Origin of the sequence: uncultured Arcticibacterium sp., from assembly GCF_964021845.1 — a bacterium.
Taxonomy (GTDB): Bacteria; Bacteroidota; Bacteroidia; order Cytophagales; family Spirosomataceae; genus Arcticibacterium.
This window is the reverse complement of the sequence record NZ_CAXHZC010000004.1, coordinates 165,185-180,428: the sequence shown is the minus strand read 5'-3', so window position 1 is coordinate 180,428 and position 15,244 is coordinate 165,185. Positions and strand designations below refer to the sequence as shown.

15 protein-coding genes are annotated in these 15,244 nt (G+C 37.4%); 5 read left to right on the top strand and 10 right to left on the bottom strand.

From position 1 onward, the window contains the following. The first annotated feature begins 30 nt into the window (after positions 1-30). Positions 31-390, top strand: a complete 360-nt coding sequence (locus tag AADJ06_RS13055; RefSeq protein ID WP_341226908.1) for a hypothetical protein — start codon at positions 31-33, stop codon at positions 388-390. Between the two features lie 133 nt (positions 391-523). Here AADJ06_RS13055 and AADJ06_RS13050 read toward each other — a convergent pair whose 3' ends face one another. The 5 genes from AADJ06_RS13050 to AADJ06_RS13030 form a co-directional block, all read right to left on the bottom strand. Next, the gene (locus AADJ06_RS13050) at positions 524-2,095 is read right to left on the bottom strand and encodes a sulfatase (RefSeq protein ID WP_341226907.1); all 1,572 of its coding nucleotides are present in this window, start codon (positions 2,093-2,095) and stop codon (positions 524-526) included. Positions 2,096-2,195: 100 nt separating this feature from the next. Beyond that, complete coding sequence (locus AADJ06_RS13045) at positions 2,196-2,777, bottom strand: hypothetical protein (RefSeq protein WP_341226906.1); 582 nt, start codon at positions 2,775-2,777, stop codon at positions 2,196-2,198. Between the two features lie 73 nt (positions 2,778-2,850). Beyond that, entirely contained in the window at positions 2,851-3,441 is a 591-nt protein-coding gene (locus AADJ06_RS13040; protein ID WP_341226905.1) for a DUF4126 domain-containing protein, read from the bottom strand. Positions 3,442-3,481: 40 nt separating this feature from the next. Then, positions 3,482-4,366, bottom strand: coding sequence for a YicC/YloC family endoribonuclease (locus tag AADJ06_RS13035; protein ID WP_341226904.1), 885 nt, complete (start codon positions 4,364-4,366; stop codon positions 3,482-3,484). A gap of 137 nt (positions 4,367-4,503) precedes the next feature. Next, positions 4,504-5,544 carry a hypothetical protein gene (locus AADJ06_RS13030; protein WP_341226903.1) on the bottom strand — a complete coding sequence of 347 codons (1,041 nt, stop codon included), beginning with the start codon at positions 5,542-5,544 and terminating at the stop codon, positions 4,504-4,506. Between the two features lie 111 nt (positions 5,545-5,655). On the opposite strand from AADJ06_RS13030, the gene argS reads away from it, so the two are divergent. After that, entirely contained in the window at positions 5,656-7,425 is a 1,770-nt protein-coding gene (gene argS, locus AADJ06_RS13025) for an arginine--tRNA ligase (protein WP_341226902.1), read from the top strand. A 32-nt stretch (positions 7,426-7,457) separates the two neighbouring features. Then, positions 7,458-7,802 (top strand): arsenate reductase (glutaredoxin), encoded by a 345-nt coding sequence (gene arsC / locus AADJ06_RS13020; RefSeq protein WP_341226901.1) that lies wholly within the window; start codon positions 7,458-7,460, stop codon positions 7,800-7,802. A 9-nt stretch (positions 7,803-7,811) separates the two neighbouring features. Here the strand turns inward: arsC and AADJ06_RS13015 are convergent, their stop codons facing one another. Beyond that, complete coding sequence (locus AADJ06_RS13015; protein ID WP_341226900.1) at positions 7,812-8,327, bottom strand: hypothetical protein; 516 nt, start codon at positions 8,325-8,327, stop codon at positions 7,812-7,814. 161 nt (positions 8,328-8,488) lie between these two features. Between AADJ06_RS13015 and AADJ06_RS13010 the strand changes: the two genes are divergently transcribed. Both AADJ06_RS13010 and AADJ06_RS13005 read left to right on the top strand, forming a co-directional pair. Then, on the top strand, positions 8,489-9,451 hold the full coding sequence (locus AADJ06_RS13010; protein ID WP_341226899.1) for a glycosyl hydrolase family 18 protein: 963 nt from the start codon (positions 8,489-8,491) through the stop codon (positions 9,449-9,451). Then, on the top strand, positions 9,448-12,258 hold the full coding sequence (locus AADJ06_RS13005) for a CHAT domain-containing protein (protein WP_341226898.1): 2,811 nt from the start codon (positions 9,448-9,450) through the stop codon (positions 12,256-12,258). The genes AADJ06_RS13010 and AADJ06_RS13005 overlap by 4 nt, the downstream gene beginning before the upstream one ends. Here the strand turns inward: AADJ06_RS13005 and AADJ06_RS13000 are convergent. The 4 genes from AADJ06_RS13000 to AADJ06_RS12985 form a co-directional block, all read right to left on the bottom strand. Then, positions 12,225-12,821 (bottom strand): hypothetical protein, encoded by a 597-nt coding sequence (locus tag AADJ06_RS13000; protein ID WP_341226897.1) that lies wholly within the window; start codon positions 12,819-12,821, stop codon positions 12,225-12,227. The two genes, AADJ06_RS13005 and AADJ06_RS13000, sit on opposite strands and share 34 nt — an antisense overlap. Next, positions 12,814-13,338: a sigma-70 family RNA polymerase sigma factor gene (locus tag AADJ06_RS12995; protein WP_341226896.1), complete on the bottom strand. Its 525-nt coding sequence runs from the start codon at positions 13,336-13,338 to the stop codon at positions 12,814-12,816. Before AADJ06_RS12995 ends, AADJ06_RS13000 begins: the two co-directional genes overlap by 8 nt. Before the next feature lie 155 nt (positions 13,339-13,493). Then, on the bottom strand, positions 13,494-14,126 hold the full coding sequence (locus AADJ06_RS12990; RefSeq protein ID WP_341226895.1) for a hypothetical protein: 633 nt from the start codon (positions 14,124-14,126) through the stop codon (positions 13,494-13,496). Positions 14,127-14,136: 10 nt separating this feature from the next. Then, positions 14,137-15,156, bottom strand: coding sequence for a hypothetical protein (locus AADJ06_RS12985; RefSeq protein ID WP_341226894.1), 1,020 nt, complete (start codon positions 15,154-15,156; stop codon positions 14,137-14,139). Positions 15,157-15,244: the final 88 nt, after the last annotated feature.

The following is a 15,244-nucleotide window of genomic DNA, read 5'->3' as shown; positions in this document are numbered from 1 at the left end:
CTCATCTCATACCAAAATTTTTAAAAAACTATGAACCAAAAATGCCTAGTATGTAATACGCCGTTCTCCGGCAGAAAAGACAAGAAGTTCTGCTCAGACTTATGCAGAAACACATACAACAATCAGCAAAATTCAGACGGTGTAAACTTGGTAAGAAACACCAATAATGCTCTACGCAAAAACCGCAGAATACTCGCCAAAATATGCCCAGAAGATAAAGCCAAAACCAAGCGTAACACACTACTTGATAAAGGCTTTGATTTTAATCTTATCACCAGTGTAAGAACCACCAAAAAAGGTAGCACTTATTACTTTGTGTATGATTACGGGTATTTAGAGTTAGATAATGATTTCTTCTTGGTGGTTAAGGATAATAGGAATGATGGTTAAAGCTTAACATAATTCAGCTATATTTTTCCATGGCTAAGACGCTAAGGCAAGAAGAAATACTTAGCGGCTTCGCGTCTTAGCGGTTGTTTCACCCACCGCGAAGAGGCTCCCAGTATCAATAACCACCAAAAGCTTAAATACTCACAGCAGTATCATCATCATACTTCACCACCAGTCTCTTCAGTTCGTTTTTCAACTCCTCTTCTATTTCTTCATAACCAGCTTTTCCATAAAGGTTATCCATCTCGCTTGGGTCGGTTTTTAGGTCAAACAGCTGCCAATCATCAATATCATAAAAGTGTATGAGCTTATACCTATGCGTACTCACGCCATTATGCCTAGGCACATGATGCCAGCCCGTACCTTGATAATAGTGATAATAAATAGATTTCTGCCAATCCACATCAGGATTATCCGTTAGCATAGTTTTTAGCGAAGTCCCCTGCATATCATCAGGAATAGCTTCTCCCACAAAATCTAAAATAGTAGGAGCTAAATCTAAGTTTTGAACAAGCTTCGATGTTTTTTGACCAGCTTTCACGCCATTAGGATAACGCACTACTAAAGGCATCCCGAAAGACTCCTCATACATATAACGCTTATCATACCAGCCATGCTCTCCCAAATAGAATCCTTGGTCAGATGTATAAATTATTAGCGTGTTTTCATCCAAACCTTCCTTTTTAAGGTAGGCCATTAGTCTGCCTATGTTATCATCTACAGACTGCACCGTTTTGGTGTAATCATTCATGTACCTATTAAACATCCACTGAGCTAAGTCTTTCCCTTCTGGTTTGGTCTTATAAAACTCCTCTATAATCGGCTGATAATATTCGTCCCAAGCCGCCTTTTGGTCGGATGTCAAATCATTGTAACTTTTTTCCCATCCACCAGCTCTATCACTTCCAGCCATACCACCAGTTCCTGGGTCATCTTTTTTATCAAAAATTGGAAGTTTCATATCGCCAGACATATACATATCGGTCACTTTCATGTCTTGCCCTTGAGCTCCTACCCTTCCTTCGTAATCATCAAAGAAATTAGCCGGCATTTCAAAATGCTTTTCTTCATAGGCTTTCAGATAAGCACTATCTGGCATCCAGTTTCTGTGTGGGGCCTTGTGATGCAACATCATGAAAAATGGTTTCTCACCATCTTTTTGTTTGTCAATCACATCAATGGCCATATCGGTTATCAAATTAGTAGCATAACCTTCTATTTTGGTGGTATCACCATCTGAGCCAACAAACCTTGGATTATAATATTCTCCTTGGCCTATCAATATTTTGTAATCGTCAAAGCCTTGCGGCTTAGATACCAAATGCCATTTCCCTAAAACAGAAGTATGGTAACCGGCTGTTTGAAGATATTTGGCAAGTGTGGCTTGGTCTCCGTTAAAAGTATCATGGTTAGACATAAAACCATTTTTATGCGAAAACTTTCCGGTCAAAAACACGGCTCTACTTGGCCCACATATAGAGTTAGTACAATAAGCTCTATCAAACAAAACACCTTCAGAAGCCAACTGGTCAAGATGGGGCGTTTGCATAACAGCACCTTCATAAGCACTCATGGCTTTTTTGGCGTGGTCGTCAGTCATGATGAAGATTACGTTTGGCTTCTTGGCTTTCTCCTCTGTTTGGCAGGAAAAAAACAGAAAGGCACTAAATAGTAGAAGGAAGAAAGACTTAATTGAATTGGTCATTAAATATTGGTTGAATTTTCTGAAACAAATTTAGCAAAAACAGCCCATAAAAAAACCTCCATACTTTCGCATGGAGGTCACGACTATATTGTTGAAAATATTACAACAATCCATTAAGTAGATTTAGTGAAGTTCCTAATTTCTTTGAAACGGCTTTCTCGGCTAAATTGGCGAAAATACCTGTTTTCTCTAGTTTGCTGCTTTTCTTAGTTACGGCTCCTAAAGCACTTGATAATTTATCAACAGCCGAACCAGAACCTAAGGCTCCCAGGCCAGATTGGATTAAACCAACATTTGAGTTTACTTGAGAGCTTTTACCTAAAAGGCTACCACCACCTAAAAGGCTTTTTAGACGTTGAGCTGCCACCAAAGTCTTAATAGTGCTAATTACTTTTTGCACTAAATTCATATCTGCATTTCCTTTCTTGATTGATGGAATTAAACCACCCAAAACAGAAGCCTGACCTATTAGTTTTGAAGAAAAGTTGTTATCTGAGCTTTTGGCTTCGTCTTTAAGGCTCATGACGGCATCACCTAAAATACCTGCCACTTTTGTGTTTTTATCACCGCTCTTAAACATGCCCATAGCATTATCTAGCATACCTAAATCAAAAGATTGAGCTTGAAGGTTTCCGAAAGCAAAAAGTGTAACGAAGCTTAGTATAAATATCGATTTTGTCATTTGTAGAATTTTATGTTTTGTTTCTTTTTAGACCTTTCAATCTTAAGAAGTCACAAAAAAATCTACATTGATTTTATACGCTTGCCTTTTGACGTCTTTGTTTGATAAGCTTTCGCCAAATCCAAACCACGAAGTATAGGACAATAGCCCCAATGAAAATAGGTAGCATAAGAGCCACTATAGCAAGTACAGCTGAAAAGCCATTTTCCACACTTGCTATTAAATTATTCCCAAGGCCACCTGTGAATTTAGTACTACCCAGTCTTAGCAGCGAAGTACCTGCCTGAATGGTTCCGGCAACACCACCTCCGGCCACCAAACCTAGCCCCCACTGTAACATGGGGTCGTCTATTTGTAAAAATGAAGAAGTTAAAATAGTACCTGCTGCCACCGCAATGGGCATGGCAATGGTGTCTAAAAGATTATCAACCACAGGTATGTAATATGCCGCCAGTTCAAAAACCGCCGCTACTGCCAAAACTATGGTGGTGGTATTATCTCCCATCCAAGCCATGTTATCGGCCAGTTCATACACACCAAACTTTCCTGCTAGGTTTCCTACCAAAAGTGGTAAGAATACTCTAAAACCAGAGGCGGCACTTAGGCCTATTCCTAGTAAAAGGGCGGGGATGAGTGCAGCTATTTCTTCTGAACTAAAAGACATGATAAACTAAAGTATGCTTCAAAAAGAAGACACATATTTATTAAACAATGTTCAAAGTTTGCTCTTTAATTTTCTCCAACTCGTCTTTCATCTGAACTACCAGTTTTTGAATAATGGCGTCATTGGCTTTAGAACCAATGGTGTTTATTTCTCTTCCAATCTCCTGCGAAATGAAGTTCAAGCGTTTTCCGTTGGTGCCTTTTTCTAATTCAGCTACAAAATAAGTTAGGTGATTTCCTAGTCTTACTTTCTCTTCCGAAATGTCATATTTCTCTACATAATACACCAACTCCTGCTCAAACCTATCTTGGTTAAAATTGTCACTTTGAACCAAGTCTGAAATAGCTTTTTCTATTCTTTCTCTAATGACCGGAATTCTATGTGGATCTTGCTCTACCACTTTTTCAAGATGCTCACCTATATTGGCTATGTACTCCTTAAACTTCTCTGCCGTAACCGCTCCTTCTTGACTTCTAAACTCTTGGCATTTGACAATAGCCTGCTTTACCGTATCTAAAATTAACTCCCACTCCTCTTCCGCAGCTTCTTCATTTACCACATTGGTAACATAGGCATTGGGCATCATGGTGGCCATTCTAAGCACATCCGTTGGCGTGGCATCAAAATCAAGCTCTTTGGCAGTTGCCATCAAATCTTTGAAATATGCTTTAACAAGTCCTCTATTTACACTTGTTCCTGCCACGCTTTCATCCTTTGAAACTACGTTCAAAGACAGCTCCATTTTCCCTCTAGATAATTCCGTAGAAAGTAAATTTCTAAGTTCTACTTCCTTATCAGAATACGTTCTGGGCATTCTGCAAAATATATCCGTAAACTTTGAATTAAGCGTTTTAACCTCTGCCGAAACAGCAAGTTTATCGTTTTCTATAGCGGCCGAGCCATAGCCCGTCATTGATTGCAGCATTCTTGATTTTTTATAATGTAGTTATCAAAATTAGGAAATGTATAGCGTCTATTACTACAAATAAGCTTATAAGTGGCTCAATTTCCGTAATTTATATATTTCTGTTTGTCGCTTATAGCTTAAAATCGCCGAAACAATCAATTAGAAGTTGATTCTGTGGCTAATCTTAAACCATCTGAGGTTCCTATATAAATCTCGCCTTTGCTATTTATAGCCATGGTAAAAGCATAAATAAAGGAAGCGTCAGAACCAATTCCGTCCGTATTACTGTCAGCTAGCACGCCTCCAGCCAAGGTGCTAAGTTTACCATCTAAAGACAGCCTTCTCAGCCTTACTCTTCCTGTTAATTTGTATTCATCTAAGAAATAAAAATTTCCTTGTTTATCTGAAGTCAATACGCTTACGTTACCCACAAAAACATTGGGAACAGTGCCATCTCCATAATCATAAGTGGTTTCATCTCCAGGATAAAAGCTATCAGATTGAATATAATGCTTTTGAAAATCAGTGTCTAAGTAGGCCAAAACTGCGTCATTAAATATACCTTCAAAACCAGTTAATTTATAATAGCTTCTACCTCCACCTGTAGAAAAAATATTTCCTTCTAAGCCATGTCCGTTAAGCTCCACTTCCTGAGCTATCTCTACCCATTCATCGCCATTTTGCCTGTAAACACTTGTATTATAACCAAGAATATTATTTCCATCAGCGTCGCTAGTCATAAAGGAAATAAGTGAATAAAAATCATCAGGTCCTGCAAAGGGATTTGGTACTGCCTCTATTTCTCCACCTTCTTTGTATGAAAAATACAGCACATCTGATTTTTGATAAAGTCCTGTAATACAGAGTTCATCATTTGCCCCTAAGAAAAGCCTGCTAGGGCTATCGTATTTAAAAATCTCATTGGAAGAATATGGCAAAGTGCTCATGCTTCCGTCTGGAGTCATTTTAAAAACATTGATAGAACCATCCGTAGTGAAATAAAGATTATCCTTTGAGTCAAAAACCATTGACCTAATTCCGGTAACATCAAAACCCTCAATCCCTTCAAAATCCGTTAGGGTTTGAACTGCAAAAGTGGCCTTTACATCTGAATTTGGCTCTATTGCGTCATCCGTGGTTTTACTGCAAGAAATCAATAAGCTAAAAGCAAGAACTGTGTAGATAAATTGTTTCATTTTACTTTTTTGGGATTTAAAAGCCGCAAAAATATCAGTCTTAAAACCTCCAGCCTACTATTCTCTCCTTAAAAGTTTTAATTTTGCGGTTCATTTTCCAAACCGTGTACTATGAACATTGAGCAGCAGCTTCAAAACGACATTTCTAAGGCTTTAAAAACACTTTTTGAAGAAGAAGGCGAGGTTATACTTCAGCCTACCAGAAAAGACTTTGAAGGTACTTATACTTTTGTGGTTTTTCCTTTGGTCAAAAAGCTTAGGAAAAAGCCCGTAGAAATAGGCGAACAACTAGGAAACTATTTGGTAGAAAACTCAACTATTATAGCTGGTTTCAATGTAGTTCAAGGTTTTTTAAATTTAGTATTGGCTGAGAGCATTTGGTCTGACCTTTTCAATTCTCAACTAGCAGACAACGGAGATTTTGAAAACAAAAATGCCTCTGTTTTAGTAGAATTCTCTTCGCCAAACACCAATAAACCGCTTCACTTAGGACATTTAAGAAATAACTTCTTAGGTGCTTCTGTTTCTGAAATACTCAAAACCAATGGTTATGATGTAAGCAAAGTGTGCTTGGTAAACGACAGAGGAATACACATCTGCAAATCCATGATAGCCTACCAGTTATTTGGTAATGGAGAAACCCCAGAAAGTGCAGGCATCAAAGGTGACCATTTGGCTGGGAAATACTATGTGGCTTTTGACAAGGCATATAAAGCAGAAATAGCTGATTTAATAGCCGCTGGTCAATCTGAAGATGATGCAAAAAAGAACGCTCCTCTTATGAAAGAGGCACAAGCCATGCTTTTAAAATGGGAAGCTGGAGACAGTGAAGTGGTGGCACTTTGGAAAAAAATGAACACTTGGGTTTATGATGGTTTTAATGCTACCTATAAGAAAATCGGGGTGAGTTTTGACAAAACTTATTACGAGTCTGACACCTATGTATTAGGAAAAGACATTGTAGACGAAGGACTAGAAAAAGGTGTTTTCTTCAAAAAAGAAGACAATTCTGTGTGGATAGATTTGACCGAGGAGGGCATGGACGAGAAGTTGGTGCTTAGAGGTGACGGAACCTCCGTTTATATCACACAAGATTTAGGAACCACAGAACTTAAGTTTAAAGATTACGGCTCAGAAAAAGCCATTTGGGTAGTAGGAAATGAGCAAGACTACCATTTCAAGGTGCTTTTTGCTATTCTGAAAAAGCTAGGCAGAAAATACGCTGATGGCTGTTATCACCTAAGCTACGGCATGGTGGATTTGCCTACTGGCAAAATGAAATCAAGAGAAGGAACTGTGGTAGATGCCGATGACTTAGTGGCTGAAATGATAGCAACCGCCAAGGCTTCTACCGAAGAAAAAGGAAAAGTAGATAGCTTTACAGATAGTGAAAAAGAAGAACTCTTTGAAATGCTGGCTCTAGGTGCTTTAAAGTATTTCTTACTAAAAGTAGAACCCAAGAAAAGAATGCAGTTTAACCCTGCCGAGTCTATTGACTTTCAAGGAAACACAGGTCCTTTTATTCAGTACACACATGCCAGAATCAAATCTATTTTAAGAAAGGCGGCATCGGAGGGCATTAGCACTCCTACCAAGATAGAGGCCGTAGAAATGGCAAGTATTGAAACTGATTTGGTTTATTTATTAGGTGAATACAAAAACAGTGTGGACAAGGCCGCAGCAGATTTCGCACCTTCCGTAGTGGCAAACTACTGTTATGATTTAGCGAAAACTTTCAACTCTTTCTACGGCGAACTAAGTGTTATGAATGAAACTGATTTGGCTAAAAGAGATTTTAGATTAGCCTTGATTCAGCAAGTAGCTCAAACATTGAAAAATGGTATGAAGTTATTGGGAATTGACGTTCCGGAGAGAATGTAAGATTTGACAGAATTAAGCCTTAGAAAAGAACTATGAAAATATATCACAACAGTAGATGCTCTAAAAGTAGAGACGGCTATAACCTATTAAAAGAAAAAGGGGTTGATTTTGAAACGGTAGAATATTTAAAGAATCCTTTAACAGAAGCCGAATTAACAGCCTTGCTTGCTAAACTAAATATGCGGGCGAAAGACCTAGTTAGAAAAGGAGAATCTGCATTTAAAGAAAACTTTAAAGGGAAAGAACTATCAGAAACAGAATGGATAGCAGCTATGGTGAAGTTTCCTAAGTTAATAGAACGCCCGATAATAGTTAAAGGAAACAAAGCAGTGATAGGAAGACCGATAGAAAAAGTGTTAGAGCTCTTAGCTGAATAGTTTTAAAGCTTAATCTATTTTTGAGAAAACATAAACCTTTTGTAAGGTTTGAGCATTTCTAATTTCACTTTCAGCCAGCTGACCTTCTAGCATAAAAACGGCATCTTGTATAAGATTACCTTCTTGGGAATTATGCGAGTAATCAAAGCCCAAATTACTTACCTCAGTAGAGCTAACCTCCAGGTTTTCCTCTGAGAAACGAAGGTAATAAAGTTCTGTAAATAGCTTATTCCCGCTAATGGTAATACTGCCATCCTTTTCATTAAAAGCATAATTATGGCTAAATGTTTTAGAATTTTGCTGCTCCTTCAGAATTTGTTCATTTTCAAAATCCCAGACCAACTGACTAATATTTGCCTGATAAAGTTTTGAGGTACTGGCAGGATACGTATTGCCATCTATCTTAAAGTTAACTTCATCAATCTCCCATGTACCTAAAAAGCTCATAGCCTTTACGTCATTTGAAGAATCCGTATCACAAGAAAAAGTAAAAAGTACTAAAACGAAGAAAACAAATTTCTGCACTAGTTGGGCGTTTATTATTCACACAAATATCATCAATTAAGATGCCATTTCTTTCAATTATAAAGGATTCAAGACAGATTTTTACTATTTGACCAGACTTTCTGCAAAACTTAAATGAGCCGCTATTTTTCTGTAAATTGGAATTCAATCAATTATTTAAAATGACAAAGAAAAACCTATTTAGCCTAATAAGCTTATTACTAATATCTTCCTTAGTTTTCGCTCAAAAAGATTTTAAAACGGTAGCCTATTATACTCCAAACACGCCCCCGTCTGCTATTCCTTTTGAAAACATTACGCACCTAAATTATTCTTTTGCTATTCCAGCAAAAACGGGTGATACTTTAATTCCGCTTAAAGATGACAGCATCTTAAAAGAACTAGTCCCTCTGGCTCATGAAAACGGAGTAGAGGTATTTATTTCTGTAGGTGGCTGGGGAATTGGTGATGGTGGTGGAGAAGATGGAAGATTTCACCGAATGGCTGAAACCCCAAAAGGAAGAGCCACTTTCATTAACTCTACGATGGATTTTGTAGAAAAATATAATTTAGATGGCGTTGATTTAGACTGGGAATACCCTGACCCTGACCACCGCTCTGCAGATGATTATATTTTATTATGTAAAGACCTCTATACGGCCTTACATAAAAGAGGTGGAAAATTGACTGCGGCCGTAGTTTCTAAAGGAAAACAAGCCTACGGCATCAAAGAGGAAGTTTATCCGTACATGGACTGGCTAAATATTATGGTTTATGACGGAGACTATGGCCCAAAAGAGTTAAAGCATCACTCGCCTTATTCTATGGCAGTTATCTGTATTGACTTTTGGTTAAATGAGCGTAACTTACCTGCCGAAAAGTGTGTATTGGGCTTGCCTTTTTATGCTAAGAAAGGACATGGAAATTTCGGATTTACGTACAAACAACTGCTAGAAGCAGGAGCCAGTCATTATGACGACTACTGGAATGGGCATTACTATAACGGTACCATTACCATTGCCAACAAAACCAAACTAGCGATGGACAAAAAGCTAGGTGGTGTGATGGTTTGGGAACTAAGCTGTGATACCACAGATGAATACTCACTTTTCAAGACTATTCATGAAACTATTTTAGAGAAATGAGAATTGGGTTCTTTTTGATTTTTGTACTTCTTTCCTGCTCAAAACAGAAACCCAAAGAAGTCATAGAAGAGCCTTCTGAGCATTTAATTAAAGCATATGATTTGTACCTCAAGTATGAGACTTTAAGTACAGACAGTGATTCTCTAGCTCAAATGAGTCTTCATGAAGCTACAGAAATCTTAAAGGATGAATCAAATGCCACAGATAGTCTTTTCAAATATTTAGAACCCAGAATTACTTATTTAGCCGATAATTTCGGTTATGACAGTGCTAATTATTACTTCGAAAAGTACCAGCTTGCTGACAAAAAAGAGTTGGGCTCTCCAAAAAGTCAAGCTCTTTACCATTACCTAAAAGGCTATACGCTTTATCATAATCAGGATTTCAATGGAAGTATTGACAACCATAATACGGCCATTGAAATTCTTGATAAAAATGGAGATGAATCTGACATTTTACTTCCGTCTATTTTGGGTGAGGCTGGTTTTGCTTACTGGCAAATAGACATAGAGCATAAGAGCAAGGCCTACAATACCAGAGCTCATGAGTTACTTTGGAAATACCACCAAAAAGATGAGCCTGATGCTATGGTTTCATCATTCATGAACCTACTTCAAAACATGCAAGAATACGGCGACTGGGAGAATGGTAGCCGAATTCTTAACAATTTTGAAGAATATTTTGCTCGCTTACGCTCTGATGAATTTGATATTACAGAAGAACAACTTCATATTTTTGGATACAAGTTTTACTATTCCAAAGCATACTTTTTGGTTTTACGACCAGACAAAGAAGTGTACCAAAATCTCTTAGCTGAATTTACCGAATGGCATCAAAAACATAAAGTCGACAGCTATTTTGACCATTATCTGTATGCCTTTGACAGCATGGGGTACGGCATGTTAAACGAAAAGCATTTTGACGAAGCCAAAGCATATTTTGATAAAATGCTGGAATTGGCAGAGACCGACCATAACAGAATGAAGGCTCTTTCTAATTATGCATCGCTATATTTTGCCCAAGACATGCCAGACTTAATGCTAACTTACACTCGAAAAAGTTTAGCAGAAAAAGACTTTGACAGTAATGACATAAGTTACCTGATACTGAAACTTACAGAAGCCAAATTAATGGCAGAGCCCGAAAATGCGAGTGAGGTACAAAGCATGGTAAAAGACGCTATTGAAGGTTTTTTAGGCAAAAAAATCAAGCTCAAAAATCTTAGCTTGGATGATATCAATAATTCCATTTCTAGTAGGTGGATGTATATTTTAAATTCGGCATCTGCGGTATATAGAAAGTCTGCTGGTGAGAATAAAGAACAGCAAGAAACTGCTTTAGCTCTCTCTCAGCTGTCGCTCAAAATGTTTTTAATTTATTACGAAAAGGGCACCTTCAATTTCCCGCTAGACGAAACCCATAAAACCATAAATGAAGAAGTTCTTTTTAATATAAAAGCTTCGAATTATAATCAAGAGCAAATACTTGAAGTACTTGAAAAAGTAGAAAATGGCTCTTCACAGCACCTCTGGAACTCATTTCTGAATAAGAACATTGAAAACCTGAATTTGCCAGAAAACCTTCTAGAAGAAAAAAACAGGCTCCAAATTAAGCTAGCAAACCTTAAAGATAAGGCACCAGAGGAAGCTTCTCTAAAAGATAGTATTGCGATTACAGAGCAAAGAATTTCCCAAAAAAACAAAGGCTTTAGCCGAAACAGTTATCGCGAATTTTCCGTCAAAAGTATTTTGGGAAACCTAAAAAATAAGCAGTCCATACTGAGGTATTTTGTAACAGAAAACGAAGTCTTTGCCACTTATTTGAGCAAAGAGAATGTGGAGATTTATCACCTTGCCAATAAAGACAGCTTGGTCCAGGATATTAACACGTACATTGACCAACTTCGTAGTTTAGATGCTTCATGGGAAGAGACCTCCGCCTACCTTTTCAAGAAATTAATAGGCCCAATTAAAGAAGACTTGAAAGATGAAATCATCATAATTCCGGAAAGTTTTTTACAAGAATTACCTTTTGAAACTTTGGTATCAAAGGGAGTTCCAATTGGTCTAGAACATCAAATAAGTTACGCTCACGGTATTCAATTTTTACAACACAAAAGTCATAAAAAAGCCACAGGTTTATTAAGTGTTGCTCCTGATTATTCAAACAGCAAATACCTTAACATCCCTAAAAATGTAGTCGAGATTGAAAACATAAAACAAATCACTGCTACCAGTCAATTATTAAATAGCAATGCCTCAAAAAAGAACTTTCTGGCTTCTTTAGGCAAATACAAGGCCTATCATTTAGCTATGCATGCTCATTTAGACAGTACAGACTTTGAGTCGTCATCGTTAGTTTTTTCTAATGACGAAGAACTAAAATTTAAAGAGCTCTATAACCTAAACTTCCCTGCTAGCATGGTGACTTTAAGTGCATGTAATACGGGGGTAGGACAAGAGCTAGTAGGTGAAGGATTGATGAGTTTATCTAGAGCTATGACTTACGCCGGAGTGGAGTCTGTAGTGCATAGTTTATGGCGAATCCCTGATACCGAAACCGCAGAACTGATGAAACATTTTTATCAAAACATCAAAAATGGAGAAGCCAAAAACATAGCCCTGAGCAATGCTAAAAAGCAGTTTATCAAAGAAAATCCTTTAAAGCAGCATCCTTTTTATTGGGCTGGTTTTGTGACCGTTGGCGATAATTCTCCTGTAGACTTAGAAATAAATAACTATTGGTGGCTTTTACTGCTTCTTTTACCTATAGGCTATTTTGCCTTAAGATCTTTTAGAAGAAGTTGAACATTTTCAGCAAGAGGAAAGTCTTTTGTCTTTAGTTCATTTAACAAAAGTATCGCTTCATTTTCTTGCTCCATTTTAAGCAAGGCTAACGCTCTATACCATTTAACGTATAACTCAAAAGCAGAACCAGAAAAAGCCTGAGAATCCAGCATTGATTCCGCTTTTTGATAGTCTTGGGTTTCCAAGTAAGTTAATGCTAAATAAAAAGACGCAGTATCTGAATCCAAGGCTTCTAAGCCTGAAATGGCCAAAGCGTAATCCCCTTTTTCATAGTCTTGGTATAGCTTTTCTTTTTCTGTAGCGGACTCTTCACTTCGTGTCAATGGAGAAACTACATTAGGGTATTTTTGATAATAGGCAGCATAAAGGTCTGCCTGAGTTTCGGTTTCATTAAGCATCCAATAAGAAAAAGCCGCTATGCAAAGAACCGCAGCAGCCGTGGCATACGGCCACCATGGTTTCTTGGGTTCTGCGAGCTCATCTTCTTCCGCTAGTAATTTTTTGAGCTTTAGCCGCTCATTTCTTACAATCGCTTTTTTTATTATTTCGTCGTCTTTATCCATTTTGTTTCACCAAATCTTTTAGCTGTTTCAAACACCTCGACTTTTGGCTTTTTAAAACATTTTTGTCTTTGTAAGTCAGTATTGACACTATTTCATCCAGACTTTTCTCTTCATAATAAAATAGCCGTAAAACCTCTTGACACTGCCCCCCAAGTTTAACAAAAGCCGCTCTCATTCGTTTTTCTTCCAAGGTTTCATCGTCCTTAAATGGGTCTTCAAAACTGGTAATTTCCACAGTATCCAAATCAACGACTTTTGCTTTTTGTTTAAATCGTTTGAATATTAAATTCTTACCAATACCAAACAAATAGGTTTTTAAACTGCTGTTTACATCTTCTAGTTTTCCAGCTTTAAGCTTCTCAAAAAGCACAATACAGGCATCTTGATAAACATCAATTAATTCCTCTCGGTCTAAATCATACCTATTCCCGAAAAACAGGAAAGCAGACTTATGTTCTCCATAAAAAGCCTTTAGGGCTAGTTGGTCTCCAGACTTCAGTAAATCTATTTGCTTCAAATATTAGTGTTTCTGCTAGCCTAAAAGTAAACATAAACTCCCAAAACATTTAAATGCTTTTAGGCAAAATATCTATTGCATAGAAAGCTCTCAAAAAGCAAAGGAGCTCGACAAAATGCCAAGCTCCTCTGTTATAATTTTCATACCTAAATTGACTATAACATAGCCGCTACTTTTATAGCCATTGCCTTCGCTTTTTCAAGAGCTTCCACTTTATCACCTCCGCAGTGCGTATTCACAAAGAAAACCTCCGTTCCTTTCAAAATAGTTAACTGCGTAGTTCTTGCACTCCACATAGCTTTATCACCTACACCAGCTATTTCTGTGAAAGATTGCCCTTGTATAGTCACGCCATCTTTGAGCGTTTCTGACAAATCCATATCCACTCCCATTTCCTTCGCTTTTTCTTGAATGCTTTCATTGCTTATTTTCATTCCACCCGTCATTCTAGAAATAATCATGTCAAAACCTTCTTTTGCCTCCTCTTTTGTGGTAGCCTCCAAGGTACTAAAATTCATACTTACAGAATAATACACCGACGCGTCATCAGAAGAAGGGTCTTTTTTCCAATTCAAATTACAAATACCATAATTTTCATTTCTCCTAATTTCATGAGAATCAGAAAGACCATAAACCTCCTTCACATCTTCATCTTTGAGGTAATCACAAACTTCGCCTTTGGCCTTTACTTGTTCCTCTATTTTCTCAGAAAGAGTTTCTGAGTCACTTCCAGATTGACAAGCGATTAATACAAATGCACTAAGACTGGTAATTATTATTTTTTTCATTTTCTATTTTTTAATTATTTTGATTTTGAGCATCGCTCATGATTTTTCCTATGTCCATCATGTTATCGTAACCTGCCGTGTTAAAAGTGAAATTATCGTTGGCATTTATTTCGGTAATCCTAAGCTGAGTTTCCGCTCCTTTTTTGTCTTTACTATCCATGCCTAAAACGGCTCTTCCTTCCATGACCAACTTATTCATTTCAGCATTTCCTCCATAAGTATTGGCTTTTGAGGCTTTGTCATTCTGCATCATTTTTTGAAAGGTTTTATAGTATGCAGCCACCTCCGGCACTGGTTTGTCACTTATCCATGTTTTACTTACCGTACCATTCTCATCAGTCATTACGTAGGCATAGGTGTTTCTTCCCGCTATTGTGAGCGTTTCATTGGTTCTTACAAAACTCCCTTGCTGGTCACCTTCATTCACTAAGTTTTGAATGTCTTCTTGGGTTTCTTTTCCTAGTGAAACCCCAATCATACTTTTCTTTCCATTCATATTCATGAAAGAATACATACCATTATTTTTGGTATCCATCACCATAAAGTCGATTGCCTGGGCTTCTTTGTCAAGCTTCTTACCGCTAGACATAGAAAGCACCTTAGAGCCAACATTTTCGCCGTTCTTATCAAAGAAGTACTTCGTGACCATTTCCGTAACTTCCTTTTTATCCTTTACTTTTACTTCCATCACATAAGAAGTTTGGAAAGAATAAGTTGGCAAAGGATTTGGGGCTGTACCCAAACTTCCAAAAAGGCCTCCCAATAAATCTGCGGTCTGTGTCTCAGGTGTTTTTCCTGGCTCATCAGGTTTTTCTTTTTTAGAAATGGGTTCGTCTACTTTTTTAAAGATTCCATCCAATACCTTGTCTACACCGCCATCTACTTTATCATTTACCTTTTGCTCAGTCCTGTTATTGACTCTGTCTTTGGCTCTTTTCAGCAGTCTTTCGGCACTAAATATCTGAGCATGAACTAATGATGTGGAACTTAAAATAGCTAAAATCAAGACTCCCTTAATTTTATTTTTCATGATTGCTTATCTTTAATGGTACTTTTAGCCATTAGTTCAGTAATCAATCTAAAGGTTAACATCTAACTAATTGTTTTTTCAAATAACT

Coding starts and splice junctions, on each gene's coding strand:
- AADJ06_RS13045 (WP_341226906.1), bottom strand. CDS start 2,777: ATGACAAAATCGATATTTATACTAAGCTTCGTTACACTTTTTGCTTTC.
- AADJ06_RS13050 (WP_341226907.1), bottom strand. CDS start 2,095: ATGACCAATTCAATTAAGTCTTTCTTCCTTCTACTATTTAGTGCCTTT.
- AADJ06_RS12990 (WP_341226895.1), bottom strand. CDS start 14,126: ATGAAAAAAATAATAATTACCAGTCTTAGTGCATTTGTATTAATCGCT.
- AADJ06_RS13030 (WP_341226903.1), bottom strand. CDS start 5,544: ATGAAACAATTTATCTACACAGTTCTTGCTTTTAGCTTATTGATTTCT.
- argS (WP_341226902.1), top strand. CDS start 5,656: ATGAACATTGAGCAGCAGCTTCAAAACGACATTTCTAAGGCTTTAAAA.
- AADJ06_RS13000 (WP_341226897.1), bottom strand. CDS start 12,821: ATGGATAAAGACGACGAAATAATAAAAAAAGCGATTGTAAGAAATGAG.
- AADJ06_RS13035 (WP_341226904.1), bottom strand. CDS start 4,366: ATGCTGCAATCAATGACGGGCTATGGCTCGGCCGCTATAGAAAACGAT.
- AADJ06_RS13055 (WP_341226908.1), top strand. CDS start 31: ATGAACCAAAAATGCCTAGTATGTAATACGCCGTTCTCCGGCAGAAAA.
- arsC (WP_341226901.1), top strand. CDS start 7,458: ATGAAAATATATCACAACAGTAGATGCTCTAAAAGTAGAGACGGCTAT.
- AADJ06_RS13005 (WP_341226898.1), top strand. CDS start 9,448: ATGAGAATTGGGTTCTTTTTGATTTTTGTACTTCTTTCCTGCTCAAAA.
- AADJ06_RS13010 (WP_341226899.1), top strand. CDS start 8,489: ATGACAAAGAAAAACCTATTTAGCCTAATAAGCTTATTACTAATATCT.
- AADJ06_RS12985 (WP_341226894.1), bottom strand. CDS start 15,156: ATGAAAAATAAAATTAAGGGAGTCTTGATTTTAGCTATTTTAAGTTCC.
- AADJ06_RS13040 (WP_341226905.1), bottom strand. CDS start 3,441: ATGTCTTTTAGTTCAGAAGAAATAGCTGCACTCATCCCCGCCCTTTTA.